Origin of the sequence: Streptomyces sp. NPDC017520, from assembly GCF_044329855.1 — a bacterium.
In the GTDB taxonomy this organism is placed as follows: Bacteria; Actinomycetota; Actinomycetes; order Streptomycetales; family Streptomycetaceae; genus Streptomyces.
In genome coordinates this window covers 379221-403352 of the sequence record NZ_JBIRKB010000003.1, presented here as the reverse complement: position 1 = coordinate 403352, position 24132 = coordinate 379221, and the positions used below count along the sequence as shown (strand labels likewise).

Genomic DNA, 24132 nt, shown 5'->3' with positions numbered 1-24132 from the left:
CAGACCGCAACGTGATCGGCGGCACCGGCATTCCCGCACCGCCCCATCCCCCGTCGAAAGGGCTCCCCCCGATGAGCGACAGCAAGCTGGCCGGTCAGTTCTTCGATGCGGCGATCGGCCTGCTGACGCGGGTGCGGGACGAGGAGGCGGACAGCATCGCCGCCGCCGGCGCGGCCGTCGCGGACACCGTCGAGTCCGGCGGCAGGCTCTTCGCCTTCGGCGCGGGCCACTCCTCACTGGCCGCCCAGGACGTCGTCTACCGCGCGGGCGGCCTGGCGCTGATGAACCTGCTCACCGTGCCCGGCGTGGTCGGCGTGGACGTCATGCCCGCCACGCTCGGCTCGGCGCTGGAACGGGTCGACGGGCTCGCCTCGGCGGTCCTGGACTCCAGCCCCGCCACCGCCGGGGACCTCCTGGTGATCGTCTCGCTGTCCGGGCGCAACGCCCTGCCGGTCGAGATGGCGCAGAACGCCCGCGCCCTCGGACTGAAGGTCATCGGTCTCACCTCGGTCGCGTACGCGGAGAGCACCCGCTCCCGGCACGCCTCGGGCGGCTTCCTGCGCGACCACTGCGACATCGTCCTGGACAGCAAGATCGCGATCGGCGACGCGGAGCTGACGGCTCCCGGCGTCGACGCCCCCTTCGCCCCCGCCTCGACCGTGGTGACCAGCGCGATCATGCAGGCGATGCTGGCCGCCGCCGTCGAGCAGCTGGTGGCCCGGGGCATCGAGCCGCCGATGCTGCGCTCGGGCAACGTCGACGGCGGCCACGAGTGGAACGGCCGGGTCATGACGGAGTACCGGGACCGCATCTTCTACCGCCACTGAGCGCCCGGCCCGCAACCGCCCGGCCCGCAACCACCCGGCCCGCGACCACGCGTCCCGGGGGCAGCCGCCGGTGCGGGTGGGACGCGGCGGGTCCGCCCGTGCCCTGCCTGGCCCGCCCCGCGCCCCTGCCGGGCTCGCCGGATGGTCGAGCGGGACCGGGCCGGCGGTGAAGCGCCCGCTGGATGCGCGCGGCGAGAGCCCGCCTACGTCCCCGCCGTCACCTGGGCCAGGTCGACGGCTCCCGCGACCCGGGCCGCCACCGTCTCCGCGTACGCCGCGTCCGGCCGCTCGAAGGCGGCCCGGTTCGCCGCGCGCAGGAACGTCAGCGCGCCCAGCGTCCGCCCCCGGCTCCGGAGCACGGTGCACAGGGCGTGGGCCGCGTCCCCGGGCCAGCGGCGCTCGGTAGCCCAGGCCGGCCCTTCGGAGGCCCCGGCGCCCGCGCTCGTACGGACCGAGCCGGTGCGCTCGACGGCCTGGAGGGCCGGGTGCCCGGGGCCGTAGCGGACGGGGATCGAGCCGCCCGCGACCGGCAGACACGGTCCGGGCCCGTCCGTAGGGGTCCCCGCCGTACGCACCAGGCCTCCGCCCGCCGTCGGATCGCCTGCCACCAGGTCGACCAGAACGTGGTCGGCGAAGCCGGCGAGCGCGAAGTCCAGCAGGGTGGTCGCCGCCTCCATCGGGTCCTCGCACTCGGAGGCCGTACGGGCGGCCCGGTGCAGCTGGCTCGTCCGGAACCGCAGCCGGTCGGCCTCCTGCTCCGCGAACTTCGCGGCGGTGACGTCCCGGAACAGCCACCCCATACCGAGCGGAACCGGTTCCTCCGTCAGCGGCGAGGCCAGCCGCAGGAACCCGCTGCGCCAGCACCGGCGCCGTTCGCCCTCCGCCGTCCGCAGGGTCACCCACAGCTCGGCCGGGGCGGTCGGGGCGCCTTCGGCGAGCACATGGTGCAGGGCCGCCTCCAGCTCCTCGACGCCCTGGACCACCAGTTCGCCGAGCGGACGGCCGAGGAGAGCGGTGCGGCCGCCGCCGAGCGCACGGGACGCGTACGCGTTGACGACCGTCGGGCGCAGGTCGACGTCGACGAGGACCACACCCCAGGACACGTCCTCCAGCAGTGCCTCGCTCAGCGCGATGGCCCGCTCCAGGTCGATCTGGGCGTGCACCTCGCTGAACGCGCAGTAGACCCCGGCCGGTTTCCCGTCCGCGCCGCGCACCCCGGCGGACTGGGTCCGCACCAGCACCCGACCGCCGTCCTTGCGCAGCAGCGCGAACTCGTGCACCTGCCGCCCCGGCGCGTCCATGGCCGACATCAGCCGCGCCCGCACCTCGTCCGCGTCGGCCCTGCGCACCGCCCAGCCCGCGAAGCCGGCCCGACCCACGGCCTCGTGCGCCGTCCAGCCCAGGACGCGTTCGGCCTCGCGGTTCCAGTGGGTGACCGTGCCGGCCGCGTCGAACGCGCAGAGCGCGGCGTCCATGCCGTCGAGCAACGCCGCCAGCAGTTCGGACCCGGGAGGCTCACCGGGGGCCTCGCCCTCGCCGGCCGGGGGCCCGGGGTCCGGGGAGCACCCGGGGGGCCCTCCGCCGGGATCCTCGTCCGGCCCGAGCTCGTCGGTGGTCCCGCTGCTCCTGGAAGCACCCACTCCGCACCCCCCGCAGAACGTGTCCGCCGTTTCCCCACGCGTCGCCGCGAGTATTTCCGCACGTCAGACCATTCAACTCGAACGTGACCCAGCACACATCAATTTCGCCGAAATCATTTCTCCCACCGGCGGGCTCCCGATCGCTTCCCATCGCTTTCGCGCCACACCGCGAACGCGGCCGGGCCCCGTCGAGCCCTCCGGGGCGGGAGTTCACCGGCGGCACGGCGGTGCGTGGTGACGACGTCACACGGAGTCCACCGGCCCCGCCCATCCTTGGGTCGCCCTCGCACCCGCTCTCGCCCCCGCCCCCGGCCTCGCACCCGCGCTCCCGCGCCTCGGGTCGTCCTCGCACGCCTCGGGTCGCCCCGGCGCACCGCGGCGCCGGTCCGCACAGCTCCGCCCGCCCGGACAGCCCCCGCCCGCCCGCACAACTCCGCCCGCCCGCACAGCCTCGCCCGCTCGCTCGGCCGCTCCCAGCCCCTCCCGGCCCCGCTCCTCCGACCCTCGACCGCAAGGAGCTCCTCCGTGACGCCCTTCCGCACCGCACGCCCGACGGTGACGGCGACGACGGCCCTCGCCGTCTGCGCCGCGCTCGCGACACTCGTCGCCGCCGCGCCCGCACCCGCCGCACCCCTGGTGCCCCCCACGCCCCCGGTGCCCGCGGCGCCCTTGGTTCCGGCCGCCCGGCAGGGCGGCCCCGGGCCGTTGCCCGCCGTCACCCCGCACGCCGAGACCGCCACGCTGTACGACGACGAGCAGGGCGGCAACGCCAACGCGGACGACCCCGCGATCTGGCGCAATCCCGCCTCTCCGGACGACAGCCTGGTGATCGCCACCGCCAAGGAGGGCGGGCTGCGGGTCTACGGTCTGGACGCCCGCCCGGTGCAGTCGCTCCCCGCGCCGCCCGCGCCCGGCCCCGACGACGCCCCGGGCCGCTTCAACAACGTCGACCTGGTCCACGGACTGCGGCTGTCCCGGGGCGGGACGGCGGACCTGGCCGTCACCTCCGACCGCGGCCACGACAGGCTGCGTATCCACCGCATCGATCCGTCCCGGCCGGGCGGCCCGCTGACCGACGTCACCGACCCGGCCGCGCCCCGGGTGTTCTCCGCCGATCAGGACGAGGTCAACGAGCAGGCGACGGCGTACGGCCTGGCCACCTGGACGGACCGCCGCAGCGGCCGTTCGTACGCCCTGGCCAGTCGGCGCAACCGGACCTCGGTCGCACTGCTGGAACTGTTCCCGACCCGGTCCGGCACCGTGACGTACCGCAAGGTCCGGAGCCTCGACCTGCCCTCCGCCTTCCGGCTGCCCGACGGCACGTCCTGGACGCCGTGCGGCGAACCGGGCGAACTGCCCCAGGTCGAGGGGATGGTGGTCGACCCGGCCGACGGCACGCTCTACGCGGGCCAGGAGGACGTGGGTATCTGGCGGATGCCCGCCGACCTGCGGGGGAAGCCGGTGCTGGTCGACAAGGTCCGCGAGTACGGCGTGCCGGGGACGTACGACGAGGAGAGCGAGGAGTGCGCCCCCGGTGAGGACCCGGGCTTCGGCGGCACGCGTATCTCGGCCGACGTGGAGGGGCTGACCCTGCTCCCCGAGCGGAACGGTGACCGGTATCTGCTGGCCTCCAGCCAGGGCGACGACACCTTCGCCGTGTACGCCCGCCCGGCCGGCCGCGAGAACAGGGCCGGCCGCGAGAACGGACCCGGCCGCGAGGACCGGGTCCTCCCCGGGTACGCGGGCGGCTTCCGCGTGACGGCGGCCTCGGCGACGCTGGACGGGTCCGAGGTGTGCGACGGCGCGGCGGTGATGCACGAACCGCTCGGCAGCCGGTATCCGGGCGGCCTGCTCGTCGTCCAGGACGGCAGCGCCACCCCGGCGCAGGACGGGCGGGAGGCCACCGGCTTCAAGTTCGTGGATCTGCGGAAGGTCCGGGGCGCGCTGGGCCTCCCGGGCGCCGGTGGACAGACCGGCGCGGAAAAGGTCACCGAATAAATCGGTTGAACCGCGATCCGGGGCGCTCCTAGGCTGTGGGCACACAGGAAAGGAGGTGTTCAGGAAGTGATTTCTTCTCGGACTCGTGAGGTGACTGCGGGCTGACGCCCGTCGTCGCACTCTTTTGCAGTGCATGGCCGGACGCCGGCCAATCCCCAGCAGTCACCGACCCGCAGGCTCGCCGGTAAGTCCGGCCGGCTCCTCTGTGCACGGAGGACCCAGAGCCTGCGGGTTTCTGCGTTGTCCGGGTGCTGGGCCACCGCTTTACGGGCAGAGCCGTTCCACGCGCCACTTTCCGGCGCCCGGCTCGTCGCCCTCCCTCACGTACCGCAGCCGGTCGTGCAGCCGGTTCTCGTGCCCCTGCCAGAACTCGATCGTCCCGGGCACCACCCGAAAGCCGCCCCAGTGCGGCGGGACCGGGACCTTCTCGCCCTCGGGGTAGCGGGCGGCCAGCTCCTCGTACCGGCGGATCAGCTCCTCGCGGGAGCCGACGACGGTGGACTGGGCGCTGGCCCACGCGCCGAGCTGGGAGCCGTGCGGGCGGGTGCGGAAGTAGCCCACGGTCTCCTCGCGGGAGGTGCGCAGGACGGTGCCGGTGACGATGACCTGGCGGGCCATCGGGTGCCAGGGGAACAGCAGCGAGACATACGGGTTGACGGCCAGCTCGCGGCCCTTGCGGGAGTCGTAGTTCGTGAAGAAGACGAAGCCCCGCTCGTCGTACTGCTTGAGGAGCACGGTGCGCGAGGACGGGCGGCCGTCCGGAGCGGCGGTGGAGACGATCATCGCGTTGGGCTCGTGCAGCACCCCGCCGACGGCGACCTGACGGAACCAGCGGGCGAACTGGTCCATCGGATCGGGGCTGAGGTCGTGCTCGGTGAAGTCCTGCGAGCGGTACTGCTCGCGCATCTCCGCCGGATCGGTGGTGCAATCGTCGGGGAGGGATCCCGAAGAATCTTCTGGTGTGGGCACAGGCCCATCCTGCCGCAGCCGCCCAGTGTGCCCGTCGGGGAGGGCCCGTAACCACGCACCGCCGAAATGGAGCCCTGTGCCGGATGTCACGCTTCCCCGCTCCGTGGGAACCCGCCAATATCTTGGGGCAGGCCCCTGTGGTCTTCGCACAGCGGCGGCCTCCCGGGTACACGCACGCACCTTCGGGTACATGCGCACTCCGTACGCCACGGCCGCCGAACCGGGTCTGCCGCCCGCCCGCCGCCCGCCGAACTGAGGGAGCCGCCTGATGTCCGACTTCGTACCCGGCCTTGAGGGAGTCGTCGCATTCGAAACGGAGATCGCCGAACCGGACAAGGAAGGCGGTTCGCTCCGTTACCGCGGGGTCGACATCGAGGATCTCGTCGGCCATGTCTCGTTCGGAAACGTGTGGGGCCTGCTGGTGGACGGGGCGTTCAACCCCGGGCTGCCGCCCGCCGAGCCGTTCCCGCTCCCCGTGCACTCCGGTGACATCCGGGTCGACGTGCAGTCGGCGCTGGCGATGCTGGCCCCCGTCTGGGGGCTGAAGCCGCTGCTGGACATCGACGAGGCGACCGCCCGCGACGACCTGGCGCGGGCGGCCGTGATGGCGCTGTCCTACGTCGCCCAGTCGGCACGCGGCCAGGGGCGGCCGATGGTGCCGCAGAGCGAGATCGACAAGGCGCGGTCGGTGGTGGAGCGGTTCATGATCCGCTGGCGCGGTGAGCCGGATCCGAAGCATGTGAAGGCGGTCGACGCGTACTGGACGTCGGCGGCCGAGCACGGCATGAACGCCTCGACGTTCACGGCCCGGGTCATCGCCTCGACGGGCGCGGACGTCGCGGCCGCCCTGTCCGGCGCGGTGGGCGCGATGTCGGGCCCGCTGCACGGCGGCGCCCCGTCCCGGGTCCTCGGCATGATCGAGGAGATCGAGCGTACGGGCGACGCGAGCGCGTACGTGAAGCAGGCCCTGGACCGGGGCGAACGCCTGATGGGCTTCGGCCACCGCGTCTACCGCGCCGAGGACCCCCGCGCCCGCGTCCTGCGCCGCACGGCCCGCGAGCTGGCCGCCCCGCGCTTCGAGGTGGCGGAGGCGCTGGAGAAGGCGGCGCTGGAGGAGCTGCACGCACGGCGTCCGGACCGCGTCCTGGCGACGAACGTGGAGTTCTGGGCGGCGATCGTGCTGGACTTCGCGGAGGTCCCGGCGCACATGTTCACGTCGATGTTCACCTGTGCCCGTACGGCGGGCTGGTCGGCGCACATCCTGGAGCAGAAACGCACGGGCCGCCTGGTGCGCCCGTCGGCGACGTACATCGGCCCGGGGACGCGGGACCCGCGCGAGATCGAGGGGTACGACGACATCACGGGGTGAGGTGGGCGGATGTGGGGGCCGGCGGCTGGTGAACGCGCGGGTACGGGGTACGCGTACCGGCACATCCGGCTCGTCCCCGGCTCGCCCCGGGCTCATCTCCGGCTCATCTCCGGAGCGAGGAGGCTCACCGTGACCACCCCCCGACCGTCCCTGACCCTCTCCAGCACGGTGCTCGACGCCCCGGACGCGGCGGAACTGGCGGACTTCTACCGCCGCCTCCTGGGGTGGGAGCCGGTGCAGGAGGAGCCGGGCTGGGTGAAGCTCCTCCCGCCCGGCGGCGGCTCCGGCCTGGGCTTCCAGACGGAGAAGGCGTACGTGTCTCCGGTCTGGCCCGCATCCCCCGGCGACCAGCTGATGATGCTGCACCTGGACTTCGAGGTGACGGACCTGGAGGCGGGCGTGGCCCACGCGGTGGCGGAGGGCGCGACACCCGCGGAGTTCCAGCCGCAGCCCGACGTACGGGTCCTCTTCGACCCGGTGGGCCACCCGTTCTGCCTGTTCGTCAACGACCCGGCCCCGGGCCGGACTCCGGCGATCAGCCCCGAGTGGGTGGCGGAACAGACCCGGAACATCGGGGCGGAGGACCGGGTGGCGGAGCTTCCGGCGGCCACCCCTAGGCAGGTGCCGGAGGCAGGGTGACCTCGAAGCGGCAGCCGCCCGTCACGTTGCTGACGGCGGCCCGCCCCTGGTGGGCCTTGACGATGCCCGCCACGATGGCCAGGCCGAGCCCCGCTCCCGCCGGCGGCGTACGGGCGTGGCTACCGCGCCAGCCGGTGTCGAAGACGCGTGGCAGGTCCTCATCGGGGATACCGCCGCAGCTGTCGGTGACGGACAGGACGACACCGCCGTCCGTGCGCTGCGCGGCCACCGCGACCGTGCCGTCGGAGGGAGTGCGATGGATCGCGTTCACCAGGAGGTTGCCCAGAACGCGGCTCATCTCCTTGCTGTCGACCTCCACCGGCACGGGGTCGACCGTCTCGCCGACCAGGCGCACCCCGTGCTCCCGGGCGAGCGGGTCGGCCCCGGCCATGGCGTCGGCGACCAGGTCGTAGACGGAGATCCGGGCGCGGGTCAGAGCGAGGGCGCCCGCCTGGATGCGGGAGAGCTCGAAAAGGTCGCCGACCAGGGTGTCGAGGCGTTCGACCTCGGAGCGGATCTGGCGCAGATAGCGGTCGGGATCGGCGGCCACACCGTCCTCAAGGGCCTCGGACATGGCGCGCAGACCGGCGAGCGGGGTACGCAGGTCGTGCGAGATCCAGGCCACCAGCTCGCGCCGTGACGCCTCCAGGGCGCGTTCACGGTCCCGTGACAACGCCAGCTTGGCGCTGCTGGACTCCAACTCCGCGCTGAGCGCCATCAGTTCCGCGGTCGCCGCCTGCGCGGGCGCGGCGAAGCTGCCACCGTCACCGAACGAGCGGGCCGCCTCGGTCAGCGCCAGGCTGCGGGCGACCACCCAGCGACCGAGCAGCAGCGCGGTGGCCAGGGAGACCACGGCGGCCATCGCCACGACGATCACCATCACGTTCAGGTCGTGCGGCGACAGGAACATCTCCCAGGCCACGGCCAGGGTTCCGAGCAGCATCGCGAGGACCGCGACGGCCGCGACGACCGTGAGTGTGACCACGAGGGAACGGTGTCGCAGGAGCCGCAGCGCCAGGGCGCCGAGCAGACCAGCGACGGCGGCGCCCAGGAAGGCCAGCAGGGCGATGACGAGGATGTCCAGCACGGTTCCGTCAGCCTTCGGTCGTCGTCGTGGGGCGGCCCGGCCGGCCGGACCTGTGCCGTGCGGCGCACGGCGGGGCCGCCGGTCCGTCGTCGGCGCGGGTGACCTCGTACACGGCGCGGCCCAGGTGCCCCGCGAGGGCCTCGGCCACGGTCGGGCCGTCGGCCACGACGAGCACGCGGAGCCCGGCGTCCGGCGGTGGTGTCTGCATGGCCCCAGCCTCGCACCGGTCGGCGGCGACCGGAGCGTCCGGCCCCGGTCCAGCCGTCGACGTCCCGCTTTCGTAAGAACTCGAAGTCCTCTCTGCCCGCTTCGCGTTCATAGAGTGATGGCCATGCCCTTCACCGTGTCCGGCGCCGCCGGCGTACGAAGACCGTGTCCAGCGACACCGGCGTACGAGGACCCTGGTGGGCCGTTCGGGCGCGTCCACTGGGTCCAGTGGCGCGCGGGCGTCCTTCCCGTCCCGATGCACACCGGGTCACGGCTCGCACCCGACACCCGGCAGGCCAGAAGAGAGGCAGGACCATGACGACGCACGATCCGCAGCACGCGGACGCCCCGAAGCGACGGCGAGCGCGCGGGCCGGTGCTCGCCGCCGCGCTGGTCGCCGCCACGCTGGCCGTGAGCGTGGGGCTGTACTGGTTCCAGCCGTGGAAGCTGTGGCAGGACGAGACCGTACGCGAGGAACTGGCCGTCCCCACCGCCCCGCCGGAGACCGCGCCACCCTCCCCCGGCGCCTCCCGGCCCACGGTGCCGCCGGGACCGGTGACCCTGGCAACCGGTGAGCTGATCAGCCACGAGCACCGCACGACCGGCACGGTCAAGGTGGTCCGCCTGCCCGACGGCTCGCGCACGCTGCGCCTGGAGGGCCTGGACACCAGCAACGGCCCCGATCTGCACGTCTGGATCACCGACGCTCCGGTCAAGAAGGGCAGGGCGGGCTGGAGTGTGTTCGACGACGGCGCGTACGAGAGCCTCGGCAAGCTCAAGGGCAACAAGGGCGACCAGAACTACGCCCTGCCGGCCGGCATCGACCTCGACGAGTTCACCGGCGTGAGCATCTGGTGCGCCCGGTTCAGCGTCTCCTTCGGGGCAGCCGAACTCGCTCCTGCCTGACCCGGGCCTGCGGACGTCCGGGCTCGGCGGGAGCCTCAGTCCGGGGTCCCGCCCCGGCGGACGGCAATGACGTTGTCGGTCACGGTCGCGGTCTCACCGCCGGGCCCGGTGGCGGTCCGCCGGGGCGCGTGGCACAGCTCGGTCCGCCACCCGTCGCCGAGCCGCAGGGACGCGAGTACGTCGTCGGGGGCGGGGAAGCGTACGTCCTCGTGGCCGTCCCGCCAGGACCAGGGGGCGAGCGAGGCGTGCTCGACCAGGACGAGCAGGCCGCCGGGGGCGACCGCCCCGGCGGCCCGCCGGAGTACGAGCTCGCGGGGGATCTCCACAGGGGTGTGGAAATAGCTGGCGGTCACCAGGCCGAAGGCCCCGTCGGGGAAGGTCCGGGCCAGGTCGTGCCGGCTCGGGTGGACGCGGTCGGTCAGCCCGGCCGCGGCGGCTCCCGCGGCGACCCGGCCCAGGGCGGTGGACGAGACGTCGACGGCGGTGACGTCCCAGCCGAGCGAGGCGAGCCAGAGCGCGTCGCCGCCGTGCCCGCACCCCAGGTCCAGGGCCCGTCCGCCGCCGCCCGGCGCGGGTGCCAGGGCGGTGACGACCTCGGCGAGTACGGCGTTGGGGCGGGTGCCCCACTGTGCGTCGACGCCGGCGTAATGGTTCTCCCAGAAGGCGGCGGAGTCGGTGACGCCGGTGGTGTCGCTGCCCATGGCTGTTCCCTTCGAGCCCGAGGAGGCCGCTCCGGACGAGCCGCCCCGCTGGACAGAAAGGTGCGCCGCGAGCTGCCACGCTTGCAAGCTCCCATGCCGTTTCGGCAACCTGGCAGGCATGGCAGCCGAAGAAGACGCGGTACAGCAGACGCCCAGGGACACCGGCAACGCCAAGGACGGCGTCCTGGCGGCGGTGGGCCCCCGCCTCCGCGACCTGCGGCGCAGGCACGGGATGACCCTCGCCGAGCTGGCCGGGCGGACCGGGATCAACGAGAGCACCCTGTCCCGCCTGGAGGGCGGCACGCGCAAGCCGACGCTGGAGTTGCTGCTGCCGCTGGCGGAGGTCCACGCGGTGCCGCTGGACGAACTGGTGGGCGCACCCCGCACGGGCGACCCGCGCATCCACCTCCGCCCGGTCACCCGCGACGGCCTCACCTACGTACCGCTCAGCCGCCCCGGCGGCGTCCAGGCCCACAAGCTGCTGATCCCGCCGGGCCCGGACACCGAGCCGACCCTGCGGACCCACGAGGGCTTCGAGTGGCTGTACGTGCTGGCCGGGCGGCTGCGGCTGATCCTGGGCGAACGGACGCTGGTCCTGAAGCCGGGCGAGGCGGCCGAGTTCGACACCCACGTGCCGCACTGGCTCGGCCCCGACGACGACCGGACGGTGGAACTCCTGGTCCTCTTCGGCCACCAGGGCGAGCGGGCCCATCTGAGGGCCCGCCAGGGGCCTTTGGGAGGATCAGCCGATGCGACCCACTGACGCGGCATCCGTTCACTACTCCCCCTCGTCTTGGCAACAGCCGTGCCCGGCACCGGCGTCGGCCGACCGCAGCACCCTGACGGAAGCACTCGCGGAACGCATTCTGACCGTCGGTCCGGGCCGCCTGCTCGTGGGCATCGACGGCTTCACCGCAGCAGGGAAGACGAGCTTCGGCCACGAACTGGCCGCGCACATAGCGGAGTCGGGCCGCCCGGTGCTCCGGGCCACACTGGACGACTACAAGAACCCGTGGAAGGACCGCCACCTCTACGACCGGGAGTCGGGCGAGGGCTACTACCGCAACGCGTACGACTACGACGCGGCCCGCCGCCTCCTGCTGGACCCCTGCCGGAACCCGGCGGCGGACTCCTGCGCACTGTGCTCCATCGACCCGCTGACGCAGAAGAGCCACGCGACGGAGACGGCCCCGCTCGCCCCGGACTCGGTGCTGATCGTGGACGGAGTCTTCGCGTTCCGGCCCGAGATCGACACGTACTGGGACTTCCGCATCTGGATGGACGTGGACGCCGAACTCTCCGTTCGCCGGGGCGCGGAACGCGACCGGAACTGGGCGGGCTCGGACGCGGAGGCGATCCACCGCGACCGCTACCTGGTGGCGGAGCGCATCTACCTCAGGGAGGTGGACCCGCTGCCGAGGATGGACGCGGTGGTGGACAACACGGACTTCGCGCGACCGCGGCTGATCACGAGCTGACGCCGCTGCTCTCCTTCGCGGAGTGATCGCGTCGGCCGGTGCGCGGGCTGGAAAATCCGGGTGCTCCGGCGGGAGGACCACGTTAGGCTCGATCGCATGAACGTCACCGGCCTCAGCACCACCGCGACCGCGCGAGCGACCAGCTCGCCGGTTGCCGCCGCCTGACCTTCACTCCCCCCGGCGACCGGAAACGGTCCGTCGGCAGTGCCGTGGCGCCCCTGGCCCCGGCCGGGTGACCGAACGGTCCCGTTCTCCGGTGCCTCCCCGTCGCAACGCGAAGGAGCCACCCCATGCGTACGGACCAACTGGTCAGCACGTTCGTCGAGTACTACGAGGAGCGCGGCCATCGCCGCATCACCGGCTCGACCCTGCTGCCGCCCGACGGCGACCCCGTACTCTTCACCACCTCCGGCATGCACCCGCTCACCCCGTACCTGGAGGGCCGCCCCCACCCGCTGGGCCGGCGACTGGTGAACGTACAGCGCTGCCTGCGCACCACGGACCTGGACGAGGTCGGGGACGCCACCCACCTGACGGTCTTCGAAATGCTCGGCACCTGGTCGCTGGGCGACTACGGGGGCCCGCTCAGCCTCGACTGGGGGTACGGTCTGCTCACCGAGGGCCTGGGCGTCGATCCCGGCCTGCTGCACGCCACCGCCTTCGCCGGTGACGGGCGAACCGGTCCGGACACCGCCTCCGTCGACCTGTGGCAGGGCCTCGGCGTCCCCGTGGAACTCACCGTGGAGGACAACTGGTGGTCCAACGGATCGGTCGGCCCCTGCGGCCCCGACTCGGAGATCTTCCTGTGGACCGGCGAAGGACCGCCGCGGTCGACGCCCACCCGCGACGACCGCTGGGTCGAGGTGTGGAACCACGTCACGATGACCCACCGCCGCCTCGACGACGGCTCCCTCGTCCCGCTCCCCCAGCGCAACGTCGACACCGGCCTCGGCCTGGAACGGCTGGCCGCCCTGCTCCAGGGCAAGTCGTCCGTCTTCGCCGGCGACCTCTTCGCCCCCTGGCGCCGCCTGGTGCCCGCCCTCTGGCCGCTGGACGACCCTTCCCTGCGCCTGGTCTGCGACCACCTGCGCTCGGCCGTCGTGGTGATCGGCGACGGCGTGCGCCCGGCCAACACGGGCCGCGGCTACGTGCTGCGCCGCCTGGTACGACGGGTACTCACCGTGCTGTGGCGCGATGATCCCTCGCGCAGCGTCGGGGATCTGCCGGAGGAACTGGTCGAGCACACCCTGGACCACTTCCGGCAGGACCTGCGCCCGGGCGACGTACTCGGGATGCTGCTCGAAGAGGAGCACCGGTTCCGCGGGCTCCTGGAGCGCGGCCGAGGGGTGCTCGCCAAGCCCCGGTTCCAAGGCCCGCTGACCGAGGAGGACTTCCACTACCTGCACGACACCCATGGACTGCCCCGCGAGCTGGTGGTGAGCCTGCGCGGGGAGTGAGGGCGCGAAGCGGACCGCCCCCGCCCCGCCCCGGCCCGGCCCCGGTAACGAGGTGCCCGGCCGTGCGCACGGCCGGGCACCTCGCTCGGGTTACGCCCTGCTGGCCCGGATGACCTCGGCCGGGTCCCGCAGCCATACCTGTTGTCCCCGGTCGGTCACGGTCAGCCCGAACTGCCCGGCGTCGGGTTGACCCACCGCTTCGTACTCCCACCAGACCTGCTCGACCTCTTCCCACAGGAACCCGGGCCCGTACTGCCACACCTCCTCCCCGGTGGCGGCCGTCGCAGCGCCTCCGTCCTCCCGGGTCACCCACACCTGGGCACCTTCGGCGGTGTTCTGGTGGATGAGCCGCACGCCGGGGAGCCGCGCCCCGGCGTACAGGGCGAACCCGAGGTCGAGGAGCCGGGCGGGGTCCAGGCCCGCCGCACGGGCCCGCCCCTTGCCCCGCACCTCGTGAAGATCGGGCACGCGGTGGGCTCGCATCGGCATGTACGTGGCCCCGCCGCAGAACGGCCCCACCGCCGTTCCGTCATCCTGAACACGAAGCTGGACCAGCGCACCCGACCAGCACTCCCGGGCCAGCGGAGCCACGACGACCCCACCGGACCGGACCTGCCGGAGCAGCGCGTACGGGACATACCGCAACGCACACGTCACGATCAGCCGGTCCACCAACCCCATGCCTGGCCAAGGCTGTTCGCCATCCCCGACCCGCAGATGCGGCCGATACCCCGCCTGCGCCAAGGCCTCCGCCGCCTGCTGGGCCACGACCGGGTCCAGCTCCACACTGTGGACCAGATCGTCACCGAGCCGCTCACACAACAGCGCGGCCACGTGACCCGTCCCTGTCCCGATTTCCAACACACGCTGACCGTCCTGGACATCGAGCAACCCAAGCATCCGGGCGACCATCGAGGGCATCGAGTTCGACGACGTCGCGACACCGGGCCCACCCTCGGCTCCGTCGTCGAGCTGCGTGACGACCGGCTCGTCCGAGTTCACCAACGCCAGCCACGCATCCGACCCCACCACCGGCTCACACCGGTCGGGCAACTGCCGCCACACATCCACCGGAACGAACCAGCTACGAGGAACGGCCTCGAACACCCGCCGCCACTGGGCGGTGAGCAGCCCACGATCGGCCAACTCCTGTACCAGAGCCGGGTACGTAGGAACGTCCTGCGCGGTGCTCACGGCTGCGGGATGTACTGGGGGCGGCTGCCGTCCGGAGACGGCTTCGGCTCCGACGGCGGCGTCCACGGCTTGTCCGACGGAGACCCGCCATGCTTACCGCCGTCAGCCTGTACGCGGGTGGTGATCATCATCCATCTCCTCTGTTCTGTGGAACGGTTCGATTGGCGTGGCGGTAGTACAGCCGGTAGATCCCGTACGGCGGGAAGAGGTCGACGCGGCACGGACGACCGCCCTCGGCACACGCCCGGCACAGCAGATCCCGGCCGTCCTCGGTACGCCGCAAGGCAGTGACCGGTGCGCGCCAACACGCCTCGCAGGTACGCACATCCGCAGCCGACAGGCTGATGCTCATCCGGCTTCCCGTAGAGCGGTGGCCGCCGCATGGCACGGGCAGGCGCAGTCCGGCCGCAGGCAGAGGGCGTGCACGTCGGTCAGACCAGTCACCGAAGCACTGCGGCAAGCAATGCCGTACGGACCGTCCGCCCCCGCCCAAAGCCCACCCAGGTCGGCCACCGCACCCTCGGCCGCATCAGCGGAAGTGATCGGGTCACCCCGCCACAACAACGTCACCTCATGCTCCGGGCAGTAGGCACCGCGGTCGCCCTCGACGGGCAGCTCGTGCGCGTCCCCCTCCGCGAAACACCTCATCCGCGCGCCTCCCGCCAGGCACGGCCGAGCTTGGCAGCCGTGGGACAGGAAATCCCGGGCGGCAGGTTGGGCAGTGCTGGGTGTGGCCGAGCCAGATCCTGTACACGGTGTCGCCGCCCTCGCACCAACTGTTCCTCCCGGAGCCTGCCCCGCCATGTGGCCGGGCGATGCGCCGCCCCTGAACGAGCACGGGAATGGTCATTCGGTCTCCTCAACTACCCTTCTGGTGCGGTCGGGTAGAGCATGGAGGCAGGGGATGGGCCTGACTGCTACGGCTTGTAGCAGCAAGACGCGGTTCAGACCGCTCCGACCCAGTGCGCAAAGTGCGTCAGACTCTCGGCGTCGGACCGATGGAAGCGGCGTAGGTTCCGGGCGACCTCGCGCACCCAAGGGTGCTCGCGCGTGTGCTGGGGTGCCGCAGCACGTGCCATCCGAAGGCTGGTGAAGGCCTCTACGGGGCGACCTGCCCAATCCTGGGCCCTGGCGAGTTCGATGTAGAACCCACTGCGGCGTTCGGCCGGCAGATCGAGGCCTGGTGTCCATGCAGCAGCGGTGCGGAGAGCCCGGTCGGCGTGGTCAGGTCCGAGGCTGACCGCGACGGACACTTCGTGGATGCGGACACTTGCAGGCCCGAAGGCCGTGCCCAAGTAACAGCCCTCTCGGCCGACTTGTTGGCTCAGCTGTCGGGCATGAGCCAGGTGCGTGTCGGTCGCCCCTACGTTCTGCGCGCGACTCGCGATCACTGCGGCCCTCATGTGGAGTGCGCCGCGAGCGGCGGCCTGCGTCCGCCCGTCCGGTGGCGGGGCGGCCTCGATGGCCTGCTCCAGCGCTACCAGGCCAGCAGTGTGAGCGCGGGCGGCGAAGAACGTCTCAGCGCGAACGTATGAGGCGGTCGCCTGGACGAGGGGGTCTTCAGCCCGGTCGGCTGCCCAGCGCATCAGGTCGATGAGGCGCGCGGAGAGGTCGTGTGCCCCGTGCTTGTAGGCGACGGCGTCGGCGGTCCGAGCAGCAGAGGCCAGCATCCGCGCGGCATCCTGGTGTTCGGCACCGGACGCGGTATGGACATACCGAATCGCGTCGGTCAGCAAGCCAGGGATGACGGCGGCGATGCGGCCGTACTGGGCGGCGAGACGCCAGCCCACCGCCGTGGTGATCTCATCGGCCAGTTCTTCCGGACCACGCGCCGGAGGGCCCAGAGCCAGGTCGTAACCAGCGATCGCTTCCGACAGGGCGGGCAGCGCCCGGTGGACACGTCGCTCCGTGCCGACGTGATCCGCGCGCAGACGCGTGACGTCCACCTCGAGGGCGTCCGCGATCGCTTCGAGTACCTCGTCGCTGGGCCGGCGGGCACCTCGCTCGATGGCGCGGACCATGGCGTAGGACACATGGGAGGCCGCCGCAAGCGCGGTTTGCGTGTACCGGTGTGCACGGCGGCAGGCGGCGATCCGCCTGCCGATCTCCTGTGGGCTGTCGGAAGACACCCACTGACCGTACTTGTGCGATGACGTCGTGAAACCTGATTCCTCTACTCTGCCGCGATCTCGGTGAGCTCCGTGAGCGACTGGATCACCCAGTCAGCAGTCGTGTGCACCTGAGCATCCGCACCCCATAGGCGCCCCCAGGGGCCGCGGCGGATGTGTGCGGTGCGGAGCCCGGCCCTGGCAGCGGGGAACGTGTCGTTCGCGGGGTGGTCCCCGACGTACACGGTGTCTCTCGCCGGGGCGCCGGACACCTCCAGGACCTTTGCGAAGAACTCCGCCGAAGGCTTGGCGCAGCCCCACTCCCCCGAGGTCACGACAAGATCGGCGGGTAGGTCGAGCGCCCGGAGCAACTCACCAGCGCGCACGGTCTGGTTGCCGGCGACGACGACGCGCATCCCGAGTTGCCGTAGCTTCGCAAGCGTGGGGCGGACGTCCTCGTACAGGTCGGACTCGTCGAGGTGCTCACCTCTTCCGGCTGCCTCGCGGGCGGCGTACTCGGCCGGAATGTCGATCCCCGGCTTCACAAGCTTCAGCGCTTCGGAGTTGTCGAGCCCCTGGGCAGTCACGGCGCCGACCAAGGCGGACAGAGTGTGTCTGGGCGTGCCGAGCCAGTCGGCCCACGATCCCCAGTAGCGGTCGTCGCGGACGAGAGTCTCGCCTATGTCGAACACGAACGTTTTCACACGTCGAGCCTAGGGGCGACAGTCGGGCATCGCGGCATCCTCCCGGCCACGGGCCCTGGGCCCGTGGCACGATGCCCCGGTCATCCGGGACCTTACGGAGATCCTGGCGCCGGTGAACGAGGGGAACTGAGGATGGGCAAGGATCCACTGCCGGACGAGGAGATCGCCCTGAGGCTGGCCGAGCTGCCGGGCTGGGTTCGCGAAGGGGACATGATCACCCGCACGTTCGAGATTCGTTACCACGGTGGCGTCGCGCTGATCGTGAACGTCGCGGACGTCGAACGGCTCGTCGGTCATCACGCGGACATCGACCTGCGCTGGGACCATGTGCGGTTCGCCATCACGACACATGACGCCGGGCACCGGCTCACCGCAGCCGATTTCGACCTGGCCGCACGGATCGACCGGATCGCGGCGGCCCACCAGTCGCAGCCTCACAACGCCTGATCAAGACCAGCAGATCCGCCTCGCCGAGGCGTGAGAGGAGAGGGTCGTGGCTGACGACCTGTCCGCAGTGGGCCGCTTCCTGTACGAGGCGGGCACGCTCAAGCAGACGCGGCGCACCGGGTGGTGGATGGCCGGGGTCCGTGATCCCGAGAGCGTTGCCGAACACTCCTGGCGCACGGCGCTGATCGCCACGGTCATCGCGAAGCTGGAGGGCGCGGACCCCGCCCGCGCCGCCTACCTCGCCGTCTGGCACGACACACAGGAGACCCGGACCGGGGACGTGAACCACCTCGGGAAGAAGTACGCGCCCGCCGGCGACCCGCAGGAAGTCACCGCCGACCAGACCTCGGGCATGCCCGAGGTCCTCGCCTCGGCGGTCCGCGAGCTGGTCGCGGAGTACGAGGCCAAGGAGTCACCCGAGGCGGTCTGCGCCCGGGACGCGGACAAGCTGGAATGCATGCTCCAGGGCATCGAATACAAGGCCCAGGGTTACGAGAACGCCCAGCGCTGGATCGACAACAGCCGAGGCCGCCTCGTCACCGAGACCGCCAACCGCCTGGCCGACGAACTGCTGGCGCAAGGAAGCCTCGACTGGCTGCGCGCAGCCCTGGGTGAGGGCAAGAAGTAGCCCCTCGAAGCTCGGGTCCCAAGCCCTGAGCTTCGGGACGGCCAGTCACTCTTTCGGGGGTATGTGAGTGAGACCTCGCCCCGAAGCTCGGGGCCCGAGTTTCAGGCTCCGGGATGCGAGACCCGGGGTTCGAGCGCCTTCTGTAACCGGTAGGTAAATGCAGGGGGTTGGGAGAACCTCCCCCACCTCCCCACCCCCGTAACGGCCAGCAAGTATGACTATTCGCGGCAGCTTGCAGCGGACCATCCGCACTGCTTACGGTGCGAGAACCAAACGACCCCGACGCGGTGTGTAGGAGCACCAGGCCGGGGTCTAACCGCAAGATCGCTACCCTAGAAAGTCGATCCGTTGGCTACCCAGCACCCTAGCTCCGTCCTGCCCGCCCCCGCACTCTCCGCCGCGTACCCGATGGCCAAGCCCGGCTACGGCAAACGCTCCGCGCCCGATCAACGCCCGCACACCCCGCACGACTTCGCCCTTCTGCCGACCCGTGAGCGGTACGTCGCCGGGTTCGTCGACCACCTCCCCGAGGGCGCGGCGATGAGCGTGAAGGCGCTCGCCAAGCAGCTCCCGCTCTACGGCCAGCAGGCCATCTCCACCGCCCTGACCGCCCTGTCCGTCGCCGGGCATCTACGGCGCGTCCGGTGCCCGGTCGGCGCGGGCGACGAGATGCGCTGGGCCTTCCGCACCTTCTGGTCCCGCACGGCCCGGGACAACGAGTGGTGGAACACCTACCTCGCCACCGAGGACGCCCGGGCCGCCCGCCCCGCGCCCGGAGTGACGGCCTCCGCCACCGCCGCCCCGCCGCCTCCCTGGGTCCCGGCCGAGGGCCCGCCGCCTCCCGCGCTGCCGGACGGGCCCCGGGGAGAAGCCGCCCCGGAATCGCCGAAGCCATCCCGCACGGAAGCTTCCTCGGGGCCCGCAGAGCCTGCGGAGGCCCCGGCCCCCACCTGCGTACCGCACCAGCGCACCCCGGCCGACCCCCCGGACACGGCACCCGCGCCGGACACGGCCCGGAGCACTGCACCGGCGACGGCACCGTCCTGCCCGACGGCCCCGACTGCCCCGACGGCTCCGACGGCTCCGAACGCACCCCCCTCTCCCGCCTACTTCGCCCTGGCCCGACTCGGCCGCACGGACCAACGCCTGGCGTTGTCCGCCGACGACTGCGCCGCGCTGGAGGCGCAGGCAGCCGAATGGCTCGCCCGGGGCGTGGACGCCGACTACCTGACCGCAGCCCTCACCGCAGGGCTCCCCGCGCGCGTCGACTCCCCGGTCGGCTTCGTCCGCCGCCGCCTCACCGACAAGATCCCGCCCCGGCTTCCGGCCGAGCACGCCTCGCCCGCCTCGCCCGCCCGCCGCGTCCTGATGGAGTGCACCGACTGCGGACGCCCCGGCCAGCCGGAAGCCCTCCCCGACGGGCTCTGCCGCCCCTGCCGAACCGCCCACCACTCCGGGGCGGCCGCTTCCCCGGTCGGTACCGCCGAGGCAGCGGCCTGCGCCCGCGACATCGGGGCGTACATCTCCGGCCTCCGTGACTTGCTCAAGGCCCCATAGAGTCACGTCGTCTGGCGCATTCGCCGTAGCGGGCGAGAGTGCAGGCGATGAAGTGGTCGGGCCTCGCGTTCGTAGCGGATCGCGTCCTGCCGTCAGTGGCCCTTACGGCGCTCCACGTCAAAACGGCACAGCGTCCGTACCAGGCGCCACACTCCGCCCCCCCTCCGACCAGGGCTCCCCCCGTCCGTACGCCTTCGGACGCCGCAGCGGAGAGGTCCAGGACGAGAGTGAGAGCCAGAGCGACGGCGAAGACCGCCGCGGCAAGGGCGGCAGCGGTCACCAGCGCAAAGGCGATCTCTACCGTCATCGCATCCTTCTCCCACCGCGATTCGCGCCCCATGTCCATGTCGGAAGTCTCGCAGCGCGGTCAACCCCCGGCGCCCGATGCCGAAAGCTTCCGACCCCCACCGGCCGGGGTGCCCCTTCCTCTGGGGATCACTTGCCAGCCTTGAGCGGTGCGGCCGTCCTGGCGGCCCTCTCGATCTTCGCGCAGTACGCCGCCCGGGCTTCCTCGTCGATCTGCTGCTCGTGCTCGGCGCGTACCCCGGTCCGGCCGTCGATGCCCTCGCGCAGGATGTCGGCGTGCCCGGTATGCCGGTTGGTCTCGCCCAGGGCATGGACCATGACGGCGAACAGGTTCGTGTTGTGATGAGGGTCCGGCCACCACGGCACGTGGCCGGGGGCGTCGAGGGGAAGTTCGTTGATCGTCGCGTCCGAGTGTTCCCACGTGCGCCGGCAGAACCCGATGATCTGCTCGCGGGTCTCGTCCTCGGCTGCCCACTGATCGCTGCCGTCGTGGTCCTGCCAACGGGACAGCGGTTCCGGGGAAGGGCGGTCGAAGACCTCGCCGAAGTACCTGGCCTCGACGGTGGCCACGTGTTTGACCAGGCCGAGGAGGTTGGTCCCGGTCACTGTCAGAGGTCGGCGGGCATCGTATTCGGTCAGGCCGTCGAGCTTCCAGAGCAGCGCCTCACGGTCCCGCCGCAGTCTCCTGTGCAGGTTGTCCTTCGCGAACTCATCGATCATGAGGCGCGAGCTTTTCACGGGATGCTCATGGCTTCAAGATCCCGTACGTGGCCTGAGGACGACGGGCAGAGGCGAGACCGGGCCATGGCCACCGCCCTGATCCGCTTCAGGAGCTCGCCCGAAGAGGCAGCGCCTGTCTGATCCCTCAGCCCGACCCGGCGACCAGTGCCTCGCCGAGCGGGGTACGTCGGTAGAGCACCGACCGTCCGGACCGGGCGCGGGCGAGCAGTCCGGCGCTCCTCAGGATGGCGAGGTGGTCTCCTACCGCGCCGGGTGCCATGGCGAGGCTTCGGGCGAGGTGGCTGGTACTGGCCGGGGCGTCCAGCGCCAGCAGCAGCCGGGCTCGCGCCCGGCCGACCAGGGCGGTCAGGGCGTCCGGTCGAGGGACGGTCTCCTGTTCGCCCCACAGGGCGGCGGTGCCGCGGGCGCGATAGATCAAGGTCCGGGGCCAGGGGTCTTCCGTGTGGGCGGCGATATTCCTGACGAAGACCGAAGGGATCCGCAGGAGCCCGTCGCCGGCGAGGCGGACCGTTCCGACTTGGGGGAAGTGGCCGATCTCGATGCCGCCGGCTTGCCAGGTGATACTCGAGTGCAGGTTCTCGATGGTCGTGGCCCATCCGTGTTCGCCGATCACACCCACCCGGTGCACGATGTCGCGCTCACAGATCGCGCGCAGTTGCGGCCAGTCCGGGGCGAGCAATTCGTGCCACGCCCGGTCCATCGCCTCGGCGATCCTGGAGACGGCGTCCGGTGAGTCCAGCACCGCACGTACGCGGGGGTCACGGGCGGACGGGCCGGTCGCGGTGGCGACGAACTCATGGCGGGCCGCTTCCAGCGGTGTGGCCCGGATCATGGCCAGGTCGTCCGCCCAGGTCTGGTTGAGGCCGCGCGGGGGCGGAGCGACGAAGTTCGGCCCGCCTTGCGGGGTCTGCAGAGCGATGACGGCGTTCAGTTCGCTGTCACGGCGAAGCCGTTCAAAGGCTGGCAGGAGCCGATTGGCCCAGGCTCTCGGCAGCGGCCTGTCCCGGCCGGCGAGCGAGCCCAGCAGGAAGCACAGGTCCATCGCCGGCGACAGTGCGAAGCGGCTGCGCAGCAGGTCCTCGACGGAGACTTCGAAGCGCAACACCCGGCCACGCTACCGCGTGACGTCGTTCCGATTCGTCCAGCGACGAATCATTGGTGAGTGGCGTGGGCGCACGGTGAGGCTGCGCGTCATGACCTCAACCGCCGAGCCCGCCCAGGGCGACCACCGTGCCACCTACCGGGAGGTGCTGGCCGATCCGCGGTTCCGGCTGCTCTTCTCGACCCGCGCCGTCGCGATCACGGCGGACGCGCTGCGGATCACCACGTTCTCGGTTCTGGTCTTCTCGTCCACCGGCTCCGCGCTGCTCAGCGCAGTGGCCTTCGGTATCGGCTTCATCCCGCAGCTGCTCGGTTCGCTGTTGCTGGGCTCGCTGGCCGACCGGCTGCCGCCCCGCGCGCTCATCACCGGCGGCTACGCCTTGACGTGCGCCACCGCCCTGCTGCTCGCCCTGGTGCGGATGCCGGTCGCGGCGAGCCTCGGTGTCGTGGCGCTGGTCTCCCTGGCCACACCGGTGTTTCACGGCGCGTCGAGTCGGCTGGTCGCACAGTCGCTGGAGGGGGACGCCTATGTACTCGGCCGCTCCCTGAACAACATCGCCGGCGCCGGCGCGCAATTGTTCGGCCTGGCGCTGGGAGGTGCGGCCGTCGCGGCACTCGGCCCACGCCGGGCGCTCGCCGTCAGTGCCGTCCTTTACCTCGGCTGCGCGCTTGCTGTCCGCATCCGGCTCCCCCGGCTGGAGCCGGGGGAGTTCGACGGCACAACCCGCAGCGCCGGGATCGACAGCGGGGCTGTCCGCGCGAGCCTCCAAGGTGCGGGGCTGCTGCTGCGCGGACGCACGGTGCGACGGCTGATGGTGGCCCAGTGGCTACCCGTCGCGCTGGTAGCGGGCGCGGAAGGCCTCATCGTCGCCTACGCGGGAGAACGCCACTTCGCGCCCGGCTGGTACGCGGTGCTGATGGGCTGTCTGCCGGTTGGCATGCTCGTCGGTGACCTGTTGGTGGGCCGACTGCTACGGCCACGCTCCCGGGAGCGACTGGTAGTCCCGTTGGTTACGCTGGCGGGCCTGCCGCTGATCGGCTTCGCCGCCGAGCCCGGGGTGGGCGTCTCGTCCTGCCTGCTGCTGCTCAGCGGCCTCGGATACGCCTACGGTCTCGGCCTGCAACGCCCGTTCCTGGACGCCCTGCCGCAGGACGGCCGGGGCCAGGCCTTCGGCTTGCTCGGCTCCGGCAGCATGACGTTGCAGGGCGTCGGGCCGGTTTGCCTGGGCGCGGTGGCCGCAGTCACCGGAACAGGCGACGCCATCGCCCTTGCGGGCGGCGCGGTGGCGCTCACCGCCGGCTGGATTCTCACCTGGCACCCGGACCCGCCCCCCTCGGTGACGAGACGCTGACGTGCTCGGCGGGCGCTCCCGACGCCCGGGTCCGCCGCATTCCCCGGGGCGCCCGGACGACCAGCGGCTCCCCGGGCCTGATCTGCGGCTCCCCGGACCCGGCCCGGGGTCCCCGGACCCGATCCGGATGGGCTCACAGCCGCTTGAGCCCGACGTACTGGAGGGCTGCGAAGCCGCCGACGGTCAGGCTCTGCAGCACGATCCAGGTCGCGCCGACGCCGGTCGGAGACAGCGCGCCGGAGATCACCACCACCAGGCTGAGCACGACCCACAGCAGGTTCGCCACGATGACCGCCGTCAGTCCCGTGCGGTTGATCTCCTTCCGCGTCCCGATGGCGAGCACTCCCAGCGCGTAGAGGAGCAGGAACACCCCGACCGGGTACTGGACCGCCGTCGTGACGCCGAAGAAGGAGTCGAGGACCGTGGCGAGCGCCAGGTACGCGACGCCGTTGAGGCCGGTGACCACCGCGTCGAGCTTGAGCGCCAGCCGCGCGAAACCGTCGGTTTCCGTCACCCTCGCGTAGGAGGTAACCCCGTCGTACTGCGTCGAAGCCATAGTCGTCTTCCTCTCGTGCACCAGGGAGTTGCCCGGATACGGAAGCGGCCCTCCGTGGGGCCTCCGAGCAATGCTGAAGTTAGGCGGCCCCGCGGAGGGCATCAATTACCTCCGAGGTAATCAGCCCGTCGCATCGAGCGGCCCGCGCCCAACCCCCCGC

General features: G+C 72.1%; 23 protein-coding genes and 1 pseudogene. 12 read left to right on the top strand and 12 right to left on the bottom strand.

Annotation, left to right across the window (positions count from 1 at the left end):
- Positions 1-71 precede the first annotated feature (71 nt).
- Positions 72-827, top strand: a complete 756-nt coding sequence (locus ACH4KB_RS09675) for an SIS domain-containing protein (protein ID WP_265600043.1) — start codon at positions 72-74, stop codon at positions 825-827.
- 203 nt (positions 828-1030) lie between these two features.
- Here the strand turns inward: ACH4KB_RS09675 and ACH4KB_RS09670 are convergent, their stop codons facing one another.
- The gene (locus ACH4KB_RS09670) at positions 1031-2467 is read right to left on the bottom strand and encodes a PAS domain-containing protein (protein ID WP_398065308.1); all 1437 of its coding nucleotides are present in this window, start codon (positions 2465-2467) and stop codon (positions 1031-1033) included.
- A 525-nt stretch (positions 2468-2992) separates the two neighbouring features.
- On the opposite strand from ACH4KB_RS09670, the gene ACH4KB_RS09665 reads away from it, so the two are divergent.
- Positions 2993-4465, top strand: coding sequence for a phytase (locus ACH4KB_RS09665; protein WP_398065306.1), 1473 nt, complete (start codon positions 2993-2995; stop codon positions 4463-4465).
- A 264-nt stretch (positions 4466-4729) separates the two neighbouring features.
- Here ACH4KB_RS09665 and pdxH read toward each other — a convergent pair whose 3' ends face one another.
- Positions 4730-5371: a pyridoxamine 5'-phosphate oxidase gene (gene pdxH, locus ACH4KB_RS09660; RefSeq protein ID WP_398065624.1), complete on the bottom strand. Its 642-nt coding sequence runs from the start codon at positions 5369-5371 to the stop codon at positions 4730-4732.
- 331 nt (positions 5372-5702) lie between these two features.
- Between pdxH and ACH4KB_RS09655 the strand changes: the two genes are divergently transcribed.
- Positions 5703-6803 carry a citrate synthase 2 gene (locus ACH4KB_RS09655; RefSeq protein ID WP_398065304.1) on the top strand — a complete coding sequence of 367 codons (1101 nt, stop codon included), beginning with the start codon at positions 5703-5705 and terminating at the stop codon, positions 6801-6803.
- A gap of 129 nt (positions 6804-6932) precedes the next feature.
- Positions 6933-7442, top strand: coding sequence for a VOC family protein (locus tag ACH4KB_RS09650; protein ID WP_398065303.1), 510 nt, complete (start codon positions 6933-6935; stop codon positions 7440-7442).
- On the opposite strand, the gene ACH4KB_RS09645 is transcribed toward ACH4KB_RS09650, so the two are convergent.
- Together ACH4KB_RS09645 and ACH4KB_RS09640 are read right to left on the bottom strand one after the other, a co-directional pair.
- Positions 7417-8529 (bottom strand): sensor histidine kinase, encoded by a 1113-nt coding sequence (locus ACH4KB_RS09645; RefSeq protein ID WP_398065301.1) that lies wholly within the window; start codon positions 8527-8529, stop codon positions 7417-7419. The genes ACH4KB_RS09650 and ACH4KB_RS09645 overlap by 26 nt on opposite strands.
- Before the next feature lie 7 nt (positions 8530-8536).
- A complete protein-coding gene (locus tag ACH4KB_RS09640) occupies positions 8537-8737 on the bottom strand; it encodes a hypothetical protein (RefSeq protein WP_398065299.1) in 201 nt (66 codons plus the stop codon).
- Between the two features lie 314 nt (positions 8738-9051).
- On the opposite strand from ACH4KB_RS09640, the gene ACH4KB_RS09635 reads away from it, so the two are divergent.
- On the top strand, positions 9052-9642 hold the full coding sequence (locus ACH4KB_RS09635; protein ID WP_398065297.1) for a DM13 domain-containing protein: 591 nt from the start codon (positions 9052-9054) through the stop codon (positions 9640-9642).
- A 35-nt stretch (positions 9643-9677) separates the two neighbouring features.
- On the opposite strand, the gene ACH4KB_RS09630 is transcribed toward ACH4KB_RS09635, so the two are convergent.
- The gene (locus tag ACH4KB_RS09630; RefSeq protein WP_398065295.1) at positions 9678-10343 is read right to left on the bottom strand and encodes an SAM-dependent methyltransferase; all 666 of its coding nucleotides are present in this window, start codon (positions 10341-10343) and stop codon (positions 9678-9680) included.
- Positions 10344-10461: 118 nt separating this feature from the next.
- Between ACH4KB_RS09630 and ACH4KB_RS09625 the strand changes: the two genes are divergently transcribed.
- From ACH4KB_RS09625 to ACH4KB_RS09615, 3 genes are all read left to right on the top strand, one after another.
- Positions 10462-11106, top strand: a complete 645-nt coding sequence (locus ACH4KB_RS09625) for a helix-turn-helix domain-containing protein (RefSeq protein WP_398065293.1) — start codon at positions 10462-10464, stop codon at positions 11104-11106.
- Entirely contained in the window at positions 11093-11821 is a 729-nt protein-coding gene (locus ACH4KB_RS09620; protein WP_398065291.1) for a uridine kinase, read from the top strand. The genes ACH4KB_RS09625 and ACH4KB_RS09620 overlap by 14 nt, the downstream gene beginning before the upstream one ends.
- Before the next feature lie 290 nt (positions 11822-12111).
- Positions 12112-13278 (top strand): alanine--tRNA ligase-related protein, encoded by a 1167-nt coding sequence (locus tag ACH4KB_RS09615; RefSeq protein WP_398065289.1) that lies wholly within the window; start codon positions 12112-12114, stop codon positions 13276-13278.
- A 90-nt stretch (positions 13279-13368) separates the two neighbouring features.
- Here ACH4KB_RS09615 and ACH4KB_RS09610 read toward each other — a convergent pair whose 3' ends face one another.
- The 3 genes from ACH4KB_RS09610 to ACH4KB_RS09600 form a co-directional block, all read right to left on the bottom strand.
- Positions 13369-14472: a methyltransferase domain-containing protein gene (locus ACH4KB_RS09610; protein WP_398065287.1), complete on the bottom strand. Its 1104-nt coding sequence runs from the start codon at positions 14470-14472 to the stop codon at positions 13369-13371.
- Positions 14473-15416: 944 nt separating this feature from the next.
- Positions 15417-16601, bottom strand: coding sequence for a helix-turn-helix domain-containing protein (locus ACH4KB_RS09605; protein ID WP_398065285.1), 1185 nt, complete (start codon positions 16599-16601; stop codon positions 15417-15419).
- 44 nt (positions 16602-16645) lie between these two features.
- Positions 16646-17284, bottom strand: coding sequence for an HAD family hydrolase (locus ACH4KB_RS09600; protein WP_398065283.1), 639 nt, complete (start codon positions 17282-17284; stop codon positions 16646-16648).
- Between the two features lie 132 nt (positions 17285-17416).
- Here ACH4KB_RS09600 and ACH4KB_RS09595 point away from each other — a divergent pair, with 132 nt between their 5' ends.
- From ACH4KB_RS09595 to ACH4KB_RS09585, 3 genes are all read left to right on the top strand, one after another.
- On the top strand, positions 17417-17731 hold the full coding sequence (locus ACH4KB_RS09595) for a 4a-hydroxytetrahydrobiopterin dehydratase (RefSeq protein WP_398065281.1): 315 nt from the start codon (positions 17417-17419) through the stop codon (positions 17729-17731).
- 46 nt (positions 17732-17777) lie between these two features.
- Complete coding sequence (locus ACH4KB_RS09590; RefSeq protein ID WP_398065280.1) at positions 17778-18359, top strand: HD family hydrolase; 582 nt, start codon at positions 17778-17780, stop codon at positions 18357-18359.
- 348 nt (positions 18360-18707) lie between these two features.
- Positions 18708-19916 (top strand): MarR family transcriptional regulator, encoded by a 1209-nt coding sequence (locus ACH4KB_RS09585; RefSeq protein ID WP_398065278.1) that lies wholly within the window; start codon positions 18708-18710, stop codon positions 19914-19916.
- Between the two features lie 92 nt (positions 19917-20008).
- On the opposite strand, the pseudogene ACH4KB_RS09580 reads toward ACH4KB_RS09585, so the two are convergent.
- The 3 genes and pseudogenes from ACH4KB_RS09580 to ACH4KB_RS09570 all read right to left on the bottom strand — a co-directional run bounded on the left by ACH4KB_RS09580 (position 20009) and on the right by ACH4KB_RS09570 (position 22068).
- A pseudogene (locus ACH4KB_RS09580) lies at positions 20009-20262 on the bottom strand (DUF6332 family protein).
- A gap of 89 nt (positions 20263-20351) precedes the next feature.
- Positions 20352-20942, bottom strand: a complete 591-nt coding sequence (locus tag ACH4KB_RS09575) for a DinB family protein (RefSeq protein WP_398065276.1) — start codon at positions 20940-20942, stop codon at positions 20352-20354.
- Between the two features lie 145 nt (positions 20943-21087).
- Entirely contained in the window at positions 21088-22068 is a 981-nt protein-coding gene (locus ACH4KB_RS09570) for an ArsR/SmtB family transcription factor (RefSeq protein ID WP_398065274.1), read from the bottom strand.
- 88 nt (positions 22069-22156) lie between these two features.
- On the opposite strand from ACH4KB_RS09570, the gene ACH4KB_RS09565 reads away from it, so the two are divergent.
- Positions 22157-23416, top strand: coding sequence for an MFS transporter (locus ACH4KB_RS09565; RefSeq protein WP_398065272.1), 1260 nt, complete (start codon positions 22157-22159; stop codon positions 23414-23416).
- A gap of 133 nt (positions 23417-23549) precedes the next feature.
- Here ACH4KB_RS09565 and ACH4KB_RS09560 read toward each other — a convergent pair whose 3' ends face one another.
- Positions 23550-23972 (bottom strand): hypothetical protein, encoded by a 423-nt coding sequence (locus ACH4KB_RS09560; protein ID WP_398065270.1) that lies wholly within the window; start codon positions 23970-23972, stop codon positions 23550-23552.
- Positions 23973-24132 lie beyond the last annotated feature (160 nt).

Excerpts from the sequence above, each read along its gene's own strand:
- ACH4KB_RS09675 (WP_265600043.1), top strand. The coding sequence starts at position 72 with ATGAGCGACAGCAAGCTGGCCGGTCAGTTCTTCGATGCGGCGATCGGC.
- pdxH (WP_398065624.1), bottom strand. The coding sequence starts at position 5,371 with ATGCGCGAGCAGTACCGCTCGCAGGACTTCACCGAGCACGACCTCAGC.
- ACH4KB_RS09655 (WP_398065304.1), top strand. The coding sequence starts at position 5,703 with ATGTCCGACTTCGTACCCGGCCTTGAGGGAGTCGTCGCATTCGAAACG.
- ACH4KB_RS09640 (WP_398065299.1), bottom strand. The coding sequence starts at position 8,737 with ATGCAGACACCACCGCCGGACGCCGGGCTCCGCGTGCTCGTCGTGGCC.
- ACH4KB_RS09635 (WP_398065297.1), top strand. The coding sequence starts at position 9,052 with ATGACGACGCACGATCCGCAGCACGCGGACGCCCCGAAGCGACGGCGA.
- ACH4KB_RS09630 (WP_398065295.1), bottom strand. The coding sequence starts at position 10,343 with ATGGGCAGCGACACCACCGGCGTCACCGACTCCGCCGCCTTCTGGGAG.
- ACH4KB_RS09625 (WP_398065293.1), top strand. The coding sequence starts at position 10,462 with ATGGCAGCCGAAGAAGACGCGGTACAGCAGACGCCCAGGGACACCGGC.
- ACH4KB_RS09620 (WP_398065291.1), top strand. The coding sequence starts at position 11,093 with ATGCGACCCACTGACGCGGCATCCGTTCACTACTCCCCCTCGTCTTGG.
- ACH4KB_RS09615 (WP_398065289.1), top strand. The coding sequence starts at position 12,112 with ATGCGTACGGACCAACTGGTCAGCACGTTCGTCGAGTACTACGAGGAG.
- ACH4KB_RS09595 (WP_398065281.1), top strand. The coding sequence starts at position 17,417 with ATGGGCAAGGATCCACTGCCGGACGAGGAGATCGCCCTGAGGCTGGCC.
- ACH4KB_RS09575 (WP_398065276.1), bottom strand. The coding sequence starts at position 20,942 with ATGATCGATGAGTTCGCGAAGGACAACCTGCACAGGAGACTGCGGCGG.
- ACH4KB_RS09565 (WP_398065272.1), top strand. The coding sequence starts at position 22,157 with ATGACCTCAACCGCCGAGCCCGCCCAGGGCGACCACCGTGCCACCTAC.
- ACH4KB_RS09560 (WP_398065270.1), bottom strand. The coding sequence starts at position 23,972 with ATGGCTTCGACGCAGTACGACGGGGTTACCTCCTACGCGAGGGTGACG.